The following is a 12,897-nucleotide window of genomic DNA, read 5'->3' on the forward strand; positions in this document are numbered from 1 at the left end:
GGGTCTCCGGGTCAGGCCGTCGCGGGGTGTGCGGCGTCGACGATAGGGGCGGTGGCAGGCAGCTCGCGGATGCGCGTAAGGCGCAGGGCGTTGAGCACCACGATCAGCGAACTGACCGACATGCCGACCGCCGCCCAGATCGGAGTGATCCAGCCCAGTGCGGCGAACGGCAGCATGAGGCCATTGTACAGGCCAGCCCACAGCAGGTTCTCGATGATTATCCGGCGCGTGCGGCGCGCCAGGCCGAAAGCCTGCACCAGCGCCTCCAGGCGGTTGGACAACAGCACCGCATCGGCGCTGGTCTTGGCCAGGTCGGTGGCCGAGCCCATGGCAATGCTGATGTCGGCCGCGGCCAGCACCGGCACGTCGTTGACCCCGTCACCCAGCATCAGCACCTTGTGTCCCTTGGCCTGCAGGGCCTTGAGCCGTTGCAGCTTGTCGTCCGGGCGCAGGCCGCCGACGGCCTGGTCGATGCGCAGCTCGGCGGCGACGCTGGCCACCATCGGCGAGCTGTCGCCCGACAGCAGCAGGGTCTGCCAGCCGCGGGCACGGCAGGCTGCCAGCAGGTCGGCGGCGTCGTGGCGCAGGCGGTCGTCGAGCACGAACCAGGCCAGCGGCCCGTGGCTGTCGCCCAGCAGCAGCCACTGCCCGGGTTCGTCGGGCATCGCCGGCACTGCGCTGTGGCTCAGGGCGCACACGAAGTCGGCCTGGCCGATGCGCAGGCGGCGGTTCTCCACCTGCCCCTCAAGACCCAGCCCCGGCGTGCTCTGCACGTCGTCGGCGACCGTGATGGTGCGCCCGAAGGCGCGGGCGATCGGGTGCTCGGAGCGGCTTTCGAGGGCGGCGGCGAGGGTCAGGCACTGGTCGGCGTCCAGCGTCCCCAGCGGGCGGATGGCGCGCAATGTCAGGCGCCCCTCGGTGAGGGTGCCGGTCTTGTCGAAAATCACCGTGTCGATCTGGTTCAGGCCCTCCAGCACATGGCCGCGGGTGAGCAGCAGGCCGAGCTTGTGCAGCGTGCCGGTGGCCGCGGTGAGCGCGGTGGGGGTGGCCAGCGAGAGTGCGCAGGGGCAGGTGGCGACCAGCATGGCCAGCACGATCCAGAACGCCCGCGAGGGGTCCAGTTCCCACCACAGCAGGCCGATGGCCGCGGCGGCCACCAGCGAGAACAGCAGGAACCACTGCGAGGCACGGTCGGCGATCTCGGCCAGGCGAGGTTTTTCCGACTGGGCGCGTTCGAGCAGGCGCACGATGGCCGACAGTCGGGTGTCCTGGCCCAGGGCCTGCACCTGCACGGTCAGTACGCTCTCGATGTTCAGCGTGCCGGCCGTCACCGCATCGCCGCGCTGGCGCGGTTGCGGCAGGTACTCGCCGGTCAGCAGCGATTCGTCGACGCTCGACTGGCCGTCGATGATGCGCCCGTCGGCGGGCAGCACCGCGCCCGGGTGTACCAGGACCCGGTCACCGGTCTGCAGCTCGCGCAGCAGGATGCGCTGGCTGTTGCCGTCGGCATCCAGGCGCAGGCACGAGGCCGGCAGCAGGTTGACCAGTTGCGCGGTGGCTGCGGCGGTGCGCTCGCGGGCACGGCGTTCCAGGTAGCGCCCGGCCAGCAGGAACAGCGCGAACATGCCCACCGCATCGAAATACAGCTCGCCGCTGCCGGTGATGGCGGTCCAGATGCCGGCGAAGTAGGCCAGGCCGATGGCCAGCGACACCGAGACGTCCATGGTCAGGTGGCGGGTGCGCAGGTCGCGGGCGGCGCCCTTGAAGAACGGCGCGCAGCTGTAGAACACGATGGGCGTGGTGAGAAACAGTGCCACCCAGCGCAGGATGGTGTGCAGCTCCGGGCTCAGGTCGATGTTGAACTCGGGCCAGGTGGCCATGGTTGCCATCATGGCCTGGAACCACAGCAGGCCGGCCACGCCGAGCTGGCGCAGGGCGGTGCGGTTCTCGCTGGCCAGCTGCTCGGCGGCGCGGTCGGCCTGGTAGGGGTGGGCGGCGTAGCCGATATGGCGCAGTTCACCCAACAGTTGCGAGAGCGGCAGCTGGCTGTCGGCCCATTGCACCTGCAGGCGATGGTTGGACAGGTTCAGTCGCGCCTCGGCCACCGCCGGCAGGTTGCGCAGGTGCTTTTCGATCAGCCAGCCGCAGGCGGCGCAACTGATGCCTTCGATCATCAGGGTGGTTTCAGCGAGTTCGCCGGTGTGGCGCACAAAAGGCTTCTGCACGTCGCTGCGATCGTACAGGGCCAGTTCGTCGACCAGTTGCACGGGCAGCGCGTCGGGGTTGGCGCTGGCTTCGCTGCGGTGCTGGTAGTAGCTTTCCAGGTTGCCGGCGACAATGGCTTCGGCCACGGCCTGGCAACCAGGGCAGCAGAATGCACGGGGTTCGCCGAGTACCACGGCGGTGAAGTGGCTGCCGGCCGGGACGGGCAGGGCGCAGTGGTAGCAAGGCGTGGGGCTGGTCATTGTTATCTATCGCAGATGGGTGGTGACCTTGTCGCGGGTCAAGCCCGCTCCCACAGGGTGTCTGAGCACCGAAAACCTGTGGGAGCGGGCTTGACCCGCGATTGCAGTCGACTCATTTCTCGAGGTGTTCAGCCCCTTGCAGCGCCTCGTCACCCAGCATCAGCGTGGTGTCGTGCGCCACTTGCTCTTCTTCGAACAGGCGCCATACCTGGCCCTTTTCGGTACCCAGCAGCTCGACGAAACGCCGGCCCTCGACCTTGTCGCTCAACTGCCCCAGGTAACGCCCGGGCTCGCTTTCGCTGCGGGTCAGCATGATCTTGCGGTCCTTCTCCGGCTGGGTCGGCGAGATCAGGTTCAGCTCCAGAGTCTGCGGCTGGCTGTCACCGCTCAGGCGCAGGTCCACTTCGCCGGTCAGCTCGTCCAGGTGCACGCTGGCCTTGAGCTTCAGGCTCTGCCCCAGCAGCTCGCGGTCCAGCGAGCGGTTGATGCCCTTGCCAGCCTCGTAGTAGTTGTCGTTGACCAGGTTGTCCGGGTTGTTCACCGCGATGGTCACCATGGTCAGGCTCAAGGTCACCGACGTGGCCAGCACGCCGATGATGATCCACGGCCAGAGGTGGTGGTGCCAGGGGCTGGAGGCGTTTGCAGGCATGTCTCTACTCTCTTAGCGAATGTTGGGGCCGATGAAACGGCTCTTGGCTTCGACCTGGGTGCCGTTGTCGTCGGCGTCCTTGAGGGTGAAGGTGACTTCGTTGGCAGTCGAAGGCAGATCTTCCGGTGCCATCGACAGTTGTACCGGCAGGCTGACGATATCGCCGGCCGCCACGCGGATCTCCCGCGCGCCTTCGAGCTTGAGGTCCGGCAGGCCGGAGGCATCGAGCACGTACACGTGGTCGCGCTGGTCCTTGTTCATCACCTTGAGGCTGTACACGTTCTCGATGCGGCCCTGGGCGTTCTCGCGGTACAGCACGCGGTCCTTGCTCACGTCGAAGCCCACCAGCGGGCGCATGAGGAAGGCGGTGGCCAGCAGGCCGATCATCACCAGCAGCACCACGAAGTAGCCGATCAGGCGTGGGCGCAGCATGTGCGTCTTCTGCCCCGACAGGTTGTGCTCGGTGGTGTAGCTGATCAGCCCGCGCGGGTACTCCATCTTGTCCATGATGGTGTCGCAGGCATCGATGCAGGCGGCGCAGCCGATGCACTCGATCTGCAGGCCGTCGCGGATGTCGATGCCGGTCGGGCACACCTGCACGCACATGGTGCAGTCGATGCAGTCGCCCAGGCCCTTGGCCTTGTAGTCCATGTCCTTCTTGCGCGGGCCGCGGGTTTCGCCGCGACGCGGGTCGTACGACACGATCAGCGTGTCCTTGTCGAACATCACGCTCTGGAAGCGCGCATACGGGCACATGTAGATGCACACCTGCTCACGCAGCCAGCCGGCGTTGCCGTAAGTGGCCAGGGTGAAGAAGCCGACCCAGAAGTAGGCCCAGCCGTCGGCCTGGCCGGTGAAGAATTCGATGCTCAGTTCGCGAATGGGGCTGAAGTAGCCGACGAAGGTCATGCCGGTGACGAAGCCGATGCTCAGCCACAGGCTGTGCTTGGCCAGCTTGCGCACCAGCTTGTTGGCACTCATGGGCGCCTTGTCGAGCTTGATGCGCTGGTTGCGGTCGCCTTCGGTGACCTTCTCGCACCACATGAAGATCCATGTCCACACGCTTTGCGGGCAGGTATAGCCGCACCACACGCGCCCGGCGAACACGGTGATGAAGAACAGGCCGAAGGCCGCGACGATCAGGATGCCCGAGAGCAGGATGAAGTCCTGGGGCCAGATGGTGGTGCCGAAGATGTAGAACTTGCGCTCGGGCAGGTTCCACCACACGGCCTGGTGCCCGCCCCAGTTCAGCCAGACGGTACCGAAGTACAGCAGAAACAGGAGGGCCCCGCCGGCCATGCGCAGGTTGCGGAACAGGCCGGTGAAGGCGCGGGTGTAGATCTTTTCCCGTGCGGCATAGAGGTCGACGCCGCCGGCATCTTTCTTGGCAGGTGGGGTGACGTCATGTACTGGAATCTGTTTGCTCATCATTGAGTCCCACGGCAGTGGAAAAGTGCCGCGGCCAGTACATGCCGACCGCAGTCAGAAGTTGTTGCTGCTCTAGGGCGCATGATACGCCTGTCATTGCGGTACAGGGTGCAGTGCGACCTTTGGTCGCGTTGGTTAGTGGCGGGCGATAGTGTAGTGGAGCTTGTCAATTGACCTGAGTCACGTGGGTGGCAGATCCGGCCCCCTTGGCCGGCTTGCCGGCACAAGGGGCCTGCGCCAATAAAAAGGCCCCGCCAGCAACACTGGCGGGGCCTTTTCACAGCCGGGGCATGTTCACTGCGCTTCGGCGGTTTTCTCTGGCTGGTGCGACAGGCTGTAGACATAGGCCGCCAGCAGGTGGACCTTGTCGTTGCCCTGAATGTCCTGCTGCGCCGGCATCTGGCCCTGGCGGCCGTAACGGATGGTCTGCTGCAGCTGGGCGTAGCTCGAGCCGTAGATGAACGCCTGCGGATGGGTCAGGTTGGGCGCGCCCATCGCCGGGGTGCCTTTGCCTTCCGGTCCGTGGCAGGCCACGCAGTTGGCGGCGAACAGCTTCTTGCCGTTTTCCACGTCGGCCTTGGCGTCCTTGGGCAGGGTGCGGCCATCGAGGTTGGTCAGCACGAACCCGGCCACATCGGCCACGCCCTGCTCGCCGATCACTTCGGCCCAGGCAGGCATCACGCCGTGACGACCGCCCATGATGGTGGCCTTGATGGTCTCGGGCTCGCCGCCCCAGCGCCAGTCGTCGTCGGTCAGGTTGGGGAAGCCGTAGGAGCCCTTGGCGTCGGAGCCGTGGCATACCGAGCAGTTGGAGGCGAACAGGCGGCCACCCATCTTCAGGGCTTGCGGATCCTTGGCCACTTCTTCAATTGGCATCGCTGCAAATTTGGCGAAGATCGGCCCGAACTTGGCATCCGAACGCGCCATTTCCTTTTCCCACTCGTGCACGCCGGTCCAGCCCGACTCGCCGTTGGCAAAGGCCACCTTGTTTTCGTTGTCCAGGTACTGGTAGCCCGGCAGCAGGCCTTTCCAGTTGCCCAGGCCCGGGTACAGCACCAGGTAGCCCAGGGCGAACACGATGGTGCCCACGAACAGCATGAACCACCACTTGGGCAGCGGGTTGTCGTATTCCTCGATGCCGTCGTAGGCGTGGCCCACGGTTTCTTCGGTGGTTTCGCTGCGCTGGCCCTTGCGGGTGGACAGCAGCAGCCAGGTCAGGGCAAAGATGGTACCCAGACTCAGAACGGTGACGTACAGACTCCAGAAGGTAGTCATTCTTTGTTACTCCTAGAAGCGCTCGCTTGCGCTTGCTCGACGTGCTTGCTGGCTTCGGGATCATCCGCGAAGGGCAGCATGGTCGCTTCGTCGAACTCGGACTTGCGCCGAGAACTGAATACCCACAACGCCAGGCCGATGAAGGCCACCATCACCACGACGGTGCCCAGGCCACGAATCATCCCGATATCCATCAAGGTCACCGTTTGCTTTTGATGATGGTGCCCAGCCCTTGCAGGTAGGCAACCAGAGCGTCCATTTCAGTCTTGCCCTTGACCGCGTCGCGGGCACCGGCAATGTCCTCGTCGGTGTAGGGCGTGCCGAGGGTGCGCAACACTTCCATTTTCCTGGCGGTGAGCTTGCCGTCGAGGGTGTTCTCCACCAGCCACGGGTAGGCCGGCATCTTCGACTCCGGCACCACGTTGCGCGGGTTGTACAGGTGCGCGCGGTGCCAGTCGTCGGAGTAGCGGCCGCCGACGCGGGCCAGGTCAGGCCCGGTACGCTTGGAACCCCACAGGAACGGGTGGTCCCATACGCTTTCACCGGCTACCGAGTAGTGGCCGTAACGCTCGGTTTCGGCGCGGAACGGACGGATCATCTGCGAGTGACACTGCACGCAGCCTTCACGGATATAGATGTCGCGGCCTTCCAGCTCCAGCGCGACGCGGGGCTTCATGCCCTCGACCGGCTTGTTGGTGACGTCCTGGAAGAACAGCGGGACGATCTGGGTCAGGCCGCCGATGCTCACGGCGATGACCATGAAGAAGGCCAGCAGGCCGATATTCTTCTCGACTACTTCGTGCTTCATCAGTGAGCTCCAACGACAGCGATCTGAGCGGCGGCTTCAGCTTCGGCCGGCTGCGAGGCGCGGACGGTGCGCCAAACGTTGTAGGCCATCAGCAGCATGCCGGAGGCGAAGAACGCACCGCCCAGTGCACGCACGATAAAGCCCGGGTGGCTGGCCTGCAGCGCTTCGACGAAGGAGTAGGTGAGGGTGCCGTCGTCGTTGATGGCGCGCCACATCAGGCCCTGGGTGATGCCGTTGACCCACATCGAGGCGATGTACAGCACGGTGCCGATGGTCGCCAGCCAGAAGTGCGCGTTGATCAGGCCCACGCTGTGCATCTGCACGCGGCCATAGATTTTCGGAATCATGTGGTACAGCGCGCCGATCGAGATCATCGCTACCCAGCCCAGAGCGCCGGCGTGTACGTGGCCGATGGTCCAGTCGGTGTAGTGCGACAGCGAGTTGACGGTCTTGATCGCCATCATCGGGCCTTCGAAGGTCGACATGCCGTAGAACGCCAGCGATACCACCAGAAAGCGCAGGATCGGGTCGGTGCGCAGCTTATGCCAGGCGCCCGACAGGGTCATCATGCCGTTGATCATGCCGCCCCAGCTCGGGGCCAGCAGGATGATCGACATCGCCATGCCCAGCGACTGCGCCCAGTCGGGCAGTGCGGTGTAGTGCAGGTGGTGGGGGCCGGCCCAGATGTACAGGGTGATCAGCGCCCAGAAGTGCACGATCGACAGGCGATACGAGTAGATCGGGCGTTCGGCCTGCTTGGGTACGAAGTAGTACATCATGCCCAGGAAGCCGGTGGTCAGGAAGAAGCCTACGGCGTTGTGGCCGTACCACCACTGGATCATCGCGTCGGTCGCGCCCGAGTAGGCCGAGTACGACTTGAACAGGCTGACCGGCAGCGAGGCGTGGTTGACGATGTGCAGCATCGCGGTCACCACGATGAAGGCACCGTAGAACCAGTTGCCCACATAGATGTGCTTGGTCTTGCGCTTGACGATGGTGCCGAAGAACACCGCACCGTAGGTAACCCACACGATGGCCAGCAAAATGGCGATAGGCCATTCCAGTTCTGCGTATTCCTTGGTCGTGGTGTAGCCCAGCGGCAGGGTGACCAGCGCGCCGACGATCACCGCTTGCCAGCCCCAGAAGGTGAAGGCCGCGAGGCTGTCGGAAATCAGTCGCGTCTGGCAGGTTCGCTGCACGACATAGTAGGAAGTGGCAAACAGTGCGCACCCACCGAAGGCGAAGATCACCAGGTTGGTGTGCAGGGGGCGCAGGCGTCCAAAGCTCGTCCACGGCAGGTCCAGGTTCAGCTGAGGCCAGACCAGTTGCGAGGCGATGAAGACACCGAGGCCCATGCCAAGGATCCCCCAGACCACCGTCATGATGGCGAACTGGCGGACGACCTTATAGTTATAAGCAGTCGGACTGATTGCTGTGCTCATTCTAAGGTTCCACGGTTTGGGTGTTTTTGTTGGTTAAAAAATCGGCGCAAGTATGTATAAACCGTGTGGTTATTGCAACGCGATGGAAATCGCGCCGCACCTTGCGAAGGCCGATTTTACGGCGTTTCCAGCCGATTGGCGGTGGGAAGTGTACACAATCGCAAGGCGATAATGTGCACCATTATTCCGCTTTCGTTGTGCACGCATTAAGCTGCCTTGGCACTATCGTCCTGCGTGGTCAGGGCAGGCAATTCGCACTTGGGCCGGGATCCATCAGCCTTTGGTGGTGGCTCGCGAACAGAAAGTGCGCCAAAAAGGTGCATTCAGGTGCAAGACTTCAAGCCACTGTGGCAACAAGCTTAGTCTCGATCAGGGGGGGTGCAAGGCGGGTGTGCGGCGGGGTGCGACACTTGGTCGCAAGGGGCGGTGGGAACCGCCGCACCGTTGTCGATGCGGCGGTTTGAGTCAAGGCTCAGTTACATCATCGTTTCACTTGGCAGTTACGTTCTCTGCCGGTTGCGACAGGCTGTAGACATAGGCCGCCAGCAGGTGGACCTTGTCGTTGCCCTGAATGTCCTGCTGCGCCGGCATCTGGCCCTGACGGCCGTAACGGATGGTCTGCTGCAACTGGGCATAGCTCGAACCGTAGATGAATGCCTGCGGGTGGGTCAGGTCAGGTGCGCCCATCGCCGGGGTGCCTTTGCCTTCCGGTCCGTGGCAGGCCACGCAGTTGGTGGCGAACAGCTGCTTGCCGTTTTCCACATCGGCCTTGGCGTCCTTGGGCAGGCTGCGGCCATCGAGGTTGGTCAGCACGAACCCGGCCACATCGGCCACGCCCTGCTCGCCGATCACTTCGGCCCAGGCCGGCATCACGCCGTGACGACCGCCCATGATCGAAGCCTTGATGGTTTCCGGGTCACCGCCCCAGCGCCAGTCATTGTCGGTGAGGTTGGGGAAGCCGTAGGCACCCTTGGCGTCCGAGCCGTGGCACACCGAGCAGTTGGAGGCGAACAGGCGACCGCCCATTTTCAGCGCCTGCGGGTCCTTGGCCACTTCTTCCACCGGCATGGCGGCGAACTTGGCGAAGATCGGCCCGAACTTGGCGTCGGCGCGGTCCATTTCCTTTTGCCACTCGTTGGCGCCGGTCCAGCCGTTCTCGTAGCCGGGCAGGATGCCTTTCCAGTTGCCCAGGCCCGGGTACAGGATCAGGTAGCCCACCGAGAACACCAGGGTGCCGACGAACAGCCAGAACCACCACTTGGGCAGCGGGTTGTCGTACTCCTCGATGCCGTCGAAGCTGTGGCCCATGGTCTGGTCGGTGGTGCCCTTGCTCTGGCCCTTGCGGGTGCTGAGCAGCAGCCAGGTCAGGCCGATCAGGCTACCGATGGTCAGTACGCAGATGTACGTACTCCAGAAGGTGGTCATTGCCCGTTACTCCTCGATTCGGATTCTTTGGCGGCAGGTACAAGGCGATCGTCGGCGAACGGCAGCAGGCTCGCTTCGGCGAACTCGCGGTCACGCCGGCCGCTGAACACCCACAGCGCCAGGCCGATGAAGGCGATGGCTACCAGCAGGGTGCCCAGGCCGCGTAACTGGCCGATATCCAGTGTGAAGTCCATGGCGCTTACCTCTTGTTCTTGATCGCGGTGCCGAGCACCTGCAGGTAGGCGACCAGCGCGTCCATCTCGGACTTGCCCTTGAGCGAGGCCACGGCGCCGGTGATATCGTCGTCGCTGTAGGGCACGCCCAGGGTGCGCATCACGCGCAGCTTGGTCTCGGTATGGCTGCTGTCGACCGGGTTGGCCACCAGCCACGGATAGGCCGGCATCTTCGACTCGGGTACCACGTTGCGCGGGTTGTACAGGTGCGCACGGTGCCAGTCGTCGGAGTAGCGGCCGCCTACGCGGGCCAGGTCAGGCCCGGTACGCTTGGAGCCCCACAGGAACGGGTGGTCCCACACGCTTTCACCGGCTACCGAGTAGTGGCCGTAGCGTTCGGTTTCGGCGCGGAACGGGCGGATCATCTGCGAGTGGCACTGTACGCAGCCTTCACGGATGTAGATGTCGCGGCCTTCCAGCTGCAGCGCGGTGTAGGGCTTCATGCCTTCGACCGGCTTGTTGGTGACGTCCTGGAAGAACAGCGGGACGATCTGGGTCAGGCCGCCGATGCTGACGGCAAACACCATCAACAGCACCAACAGGAAGACGTTCTTCTCGATTACTTCGTGTTTCATCAGGTTCTCCTCAGGCCAGCTGCGCAGTGGCGTTGGCGGTCTCGCCCGCTGGGGCACGCACGGTGCGCCAGGTGTTCCAGGCCATCAGGAACATGCCGGTGAGGAAGATCGCACCGCCCACGAACCGCACGATGAAGCCAGGGTGGCTGGCCACCAGGGTTTCGACGAAGGAGTAGGTCAAGGTGCCGTCGGCGTTGACTGCACGCCACATCAGGCCCTGGGCGATGCCGTTGACCCACATCGAGGCGATGTACAGCACGGTGCCGATGGTCGCCAGCCAGAAGTGCGCGTTGATCAGGCCCAGGCTGTACATCTGCTCGCGGCCGAACACTTTCGGGATCATGTGGTACAGCGCGCCGATCGAGATCATCGCTACCCAGCCAAGGGCGCCGGCGTGTACGTGGCCGATGGTCCAGTCGGTGTAGTGCGACAGGGCGTTGACGGTCTTGATCGCCATCATCGGGCCTTCGAAGGTCGACATGCCGTAGAACGCCAGCGACACCACCAGAAAGCGCAGGATCGGGTCGCTGCGCAGCTTATGCCAGGCGCCCGAGAGGGTCATCATGCCGTTGATCATGCCGCCCCAGCTGGGCGCCAGCAGGATCAGCGACATCACCATGCCCAGCGACTGCGCCCAGTCGGGCAGGGCGGTGTAGTGCAGGTGGTGGGGGCCGGCCCAGATGTACAGGGTGATCAGGGCCCAGAAGTGCACGATCGACAGGCGATACGAGTACACCGGGCGCTCGGCCTGCTTGGGCACGAAGTAGTACATCATGCCCAGGAAGCCTGCGGTCAGGAAGAAGCCTACGGCGTTGTGGCCGTACCACCATTGCACCATCGCGTCGGTGGCGCCGCCGTACAGCGAGTACGACTTGGTCAGGCTGACCGGGATTTCCAGGTTGTTGACGATATGCAGGATCGCCACGGTGATGATGAACGCACCGAAGAACCAGTTGCCCACGTAGATGTGCTTGGTGGTGCGCTTCATCAGGGTGCCGAAGAACACCACGGCGTAGGCCACCCAGACGATGGTGATCAGGATGTCGATCGGCCATTCCAGTTCGGCGTATTCCTTGGAGCTGGTATAACCCAGCGGCAGGCTGACGGCCGCGAGCACGATCACCAGTTGCCAGCCCCAGAAGGTAAAGGCGGCAAGGCGTGGCGAGAACAGCACGGTCTGGCAGGTACGCTGTACCGAGTAGTAGGAGGCGGCGAACAGTGCGCAGCCCCCGAAGGCGAAGATCACCGCGTTGGTGTGCAAGGGGCGCAGGCGCCCGAAGCTGGTCCACGGGAGGTCGAAGTTGAGTGAAGGCCAGACGAGCTGCGCGGCGAGGAAAACGCCGAGCCCCATCCCGACGATTCCCCACACCACCGTCATAATGGCGAATTGGCGGACCACCTGGTAGTTGTAGGCGGTACTGCTGGTTGTGTTCATGTATGGGTTCCCATCCACGGTTATAGGCAGGCTAAACAGCGAGGCAAGCATGAGTAATGGGCAAGTGGCCGGTATTGACGGGGATCAATGGGCGCAGTGGGTCGAACAACGCGGCTGGTTGTACGATGCCCCGCAAAATCAGGCAGATGCGTCGCCCCTGGGGTGCCTGATCCTGGCCCACGGCGCGGGCGCAGCCATGGACAGCGCGTTCATGACCGACATGGCGCAGAGGCTTGCCGCGCAAGGGCTGGCGGTACTGCGCTTCGAGTTTCCCTATATGGCCCAGCGCCGGCTCGATGGTGGCAGAAGGCCACCAAACCCCCAGGCCCGCCTGCTCGACTGCTGGCGCGAAGTGGTGGCCCAGGTGCGACCATTGGTCGCTGGGCCGCTGGTGATCGGCGGCAAGTCCATGGGCGGGCGCATGGCCAGCCTGGTGGCGGACGAACTGGGGGTGGATGCGCTGGTGTGCCTGGGGTATCCGTTCTATGCCGCAGGCAAGCCCGAGAAGCCGCGGGTGGCGCACCTGGCCGAACTGAAGACGCCAACCCTGATCGTGCAGGGCGAGCGTGATGCGCTGGGCAATCGCGAGACGGTGGAGGGGTATGCACTGTCGTCAGCCATCGAGCTGTGCTGGCTGGTGGCAGGGGATCATGACTTGAAGCCGCTGAAGGCCTCGGGGTTCAGCCATGCGCACCACCTGGGGGCGGCGGCGGACAGCATCGTGGCGTTTTTACGCTGATGGCCGCTTCGCCGGCAAGGCCGGCTCCTGCAACGACCGCAGTCCCCTGCAGGAGCCGGCCTTGCCGGCGAAGCCTTTGAATCAGTCGCGGTATTCGCACAGGTAGGCGGTATCGACCTTCACCTGCAACTGGAACTTGCTGTCGGCCGGCACATTGAACTGGCTGCCGGCGGTAAAGGTTTCCCAGTTGTCGCTGCCCGGCAGCTTGACGATCAGGGCGCCGGACACCACGTGCATGATCTCGCGCTTGGCCGTACCGAACTCGTACTCGCCCGGGGCCATCACGCCGACAGTGGCCGGGCCTTCGGCGCTGGTGAAGGCGATCGACTTGACCGTGCCATCAAAGTACTCGTTGACCTTAAACATGGGCGACTCCTGAAAGGGGCAAAAAAGGGCTGGCCAGTATGCCCAAGCCTCCCGGTG

At 64.2% G+C, this 12,897-nt stretch carries 13 protein-coding genes; 1 reads left to right on the top strand and 12 read right to left on the bottom strand.

Annotated elements, in window-relative coordinates:
• Window positions 1-11: 11 nt before the first annotated feature.
• The 11 genes from N0B28_RS08485 to ccoN (N0B28_RS08535) all read right to left on the bottom strand — a co-directional run bounded on the left by N0B28_RS08485 (window position 12) and on the right by ccoN (N0B28_RS08535) (window position 11,735).
• On the bottom strand, window positions 12-2,465 hold the full coding sequence (locus N0B28_RS08485; protein ID WP_054915578.1) for a heavy metal translocating P-type ATPase: 2,454 nt from the start codon (window positions 2,463-2,465) through the stop codon (window positions 12-14).
• A 112-nt stretch (window positions 2,466-2,577) separates the two neighbouring features.
• A complete protein-coding gene (locus tag N0B28_RS08490; RefSeq protein WP_043862382.1) occupies window positions 2,578-3,114 on the bottom strand; it encodes a FixH family protein in 537 nt (178 codons plus the stop codon).
• A gap of 12 nt (window positions 3,115-3,126) precedes the next feature.
• A complete protein-coding gene (gene ccoG / locus N0B28_RS08495; RefSeq protein ID WP_058542067.1) occupies window positions 3,127-4,542 on the bottom strand; it encodes a cytochrome c oxidase accessory protein CcoG in 1,416 nt (471 codons plus the stop codon).
• Window positions 4,543-4,836: 294 nt separating this feature from the next.
• Window positions 4,837-5,817 (bottom strand): cytochrome-c oxidase, cbb3-type subunit III, encoded by a 981-nt coding sequence (gene ccoP, locus N0B28_RS08500; protein WP_043862384.1) that lies wholly within the window; start codon window positions 5,815-5,817, stop codon window positions 4,837-4,839.
• Window positions 5,814-6,011: a CcoQ/FixQ family Cbb3-type cytochrome c oxidase assembly chaperone gene (locus N0B28_RS08505; RefSeq protein WP_043862418.1), complete on the bottom strand. Its 198-nt coding sequence runs from the start codon at window positions 6,009-6,011 to the stop codon at window positions 5,814-5,816. Before N0B28_RS08505 ends, ccoP (N0B28_RS08500) begins: the two co-directional genes overlap by 4 nt.
• Window positions 6,012-6,016: 5 nt before the next feature.
• Window positions 6,017-6,625 (bottom strand): cytochrome-c oxidase, cbb3-type subunit II, encoded by a 609-nt coding sequence (gene ccoO / locus N0B28_RS08510; RefSeq protein ID WP_043862385.1) that lies wholly within the window; start codon window positions 6,623-6,625, stop codon window positions 6,017-6,019.
• Window positions 6,625-8,067, bottom strand: a complete 1,443-nt coding sequence (gene ccoN, locus N0B28_RS08515) for a cytochrome-c oxidase, cbb3-type subunit I (protein WP_043862386.1) — start codon at window positions 8,065-8,067, stop codon at window positions 6,625-6,627. Before ccoN (N0B28_RS08515) ends, ccoO (N0B28_RS08510) begins: the two co-directional genes overlap by 1 nt.
• A 489-nt stretch (window positions 8,068-8,556) precedes the next feature.
• Window positions 8,557-9,492 (bottom strand): cytochrome-c oxidase, cbb3-type subunit III, encoded by a 936-nt coding sequence (gene ccoP / locus N0B28_RS08520; RefSeq protein ID WP_043862387.1) that lies wholly within the window; start codon window positions 9,490-9,492, stop codon window positions 8,557-8,559.
• Window positions 9,489-9,686: a CcoQ/FixQ family Cbb3-type cytochrome c oxidase assembly chaperone gene (locus N0B28_RS08525; protein WP_043862388.1), complete on the bottom strand. Its 198-nt coding sequence runs from the start codon at window positions 9,684-9,686 to the stop codon at window positions 9,489-9,491. Before N0B28_RS08525 ends, ccoP (N0B28_RS08520) begins: the two co-directional genes overlap by 4 nt.
• A gap of 5 nt (window positions 9,687-9,691) precedes the next feature.
• Entirely contained in the window at window positions 9,692-10,300 is a 609-nt protein-coding gene (ccoO, locus tag N0B28_RS08530; protein ID WP_043862389.1) for a cytochrome-c oxidase, cbb3-type subunit II, read from the bottom strand.
• Window positions 10,301-10,310: 10 nt separating this feature from the next.
• The gene (gene ccoN / locus N0B28_RS08535; protein ID WP_043862390.1) at window positions 10,311-11,735 is read right to left on the bottom strand and encodes a cytochrome-c oxidase, cbb3-type subunit I; all 1,425 of its coding nucleotides are present in this window, start codon (window positions 11,733-11,735) and stop codon (window positions 10,311-10,313) included.
• A 49-nt stretch (window positions 11,736-11,784) separates the two neighbouring features.
• Here ccoN (N0B28_RS08535) and N0B28_RS08540 point away from each other — a divergent pair, with 49 nt between their 5' ends.
• Window positions 11,785-12,474, top strand: coding sequence for an alpha/beta family hydrolase (locus tag N0B28_RS08540; protein ID WP_275731465.1), 690 nt, complete (start codon window positions 11,785-11,787; stop codon window positions 12,472-12,474).
• An 81-nt stretch (window positions 12,475-12,555) separates the two neighbouring features.
• Here the strand turns inward: N0B28_RS08540 and N0B28_RS08545 are convergent, their stop codons facing one another.
• Complete coding sequence (locus tag N0B28_RS08545; protein WP_043862392.1) at window positions 12,556-12,840, bottom strand: pyrimidine/purine nucleoside phosphorylase; 285 nt, start codon at window positions 12,838-12,840, stop codon at window positions 12,556-12,558.
• Window positions 12,841-12,897 lie beyond the last annotated feature (57 nt).

The sequence above is a fragment of the Pseudomonas sp. SD17-1 genome, assembly GCF_029201585.1.
Classification (GTDB): Bacteria; Pseudomonadota; Gammaproteobacteria; order Pseudomonadales; family Pseudomonadaceae; genus Aquipseudomonas; species Aquipseudomonas palmensis.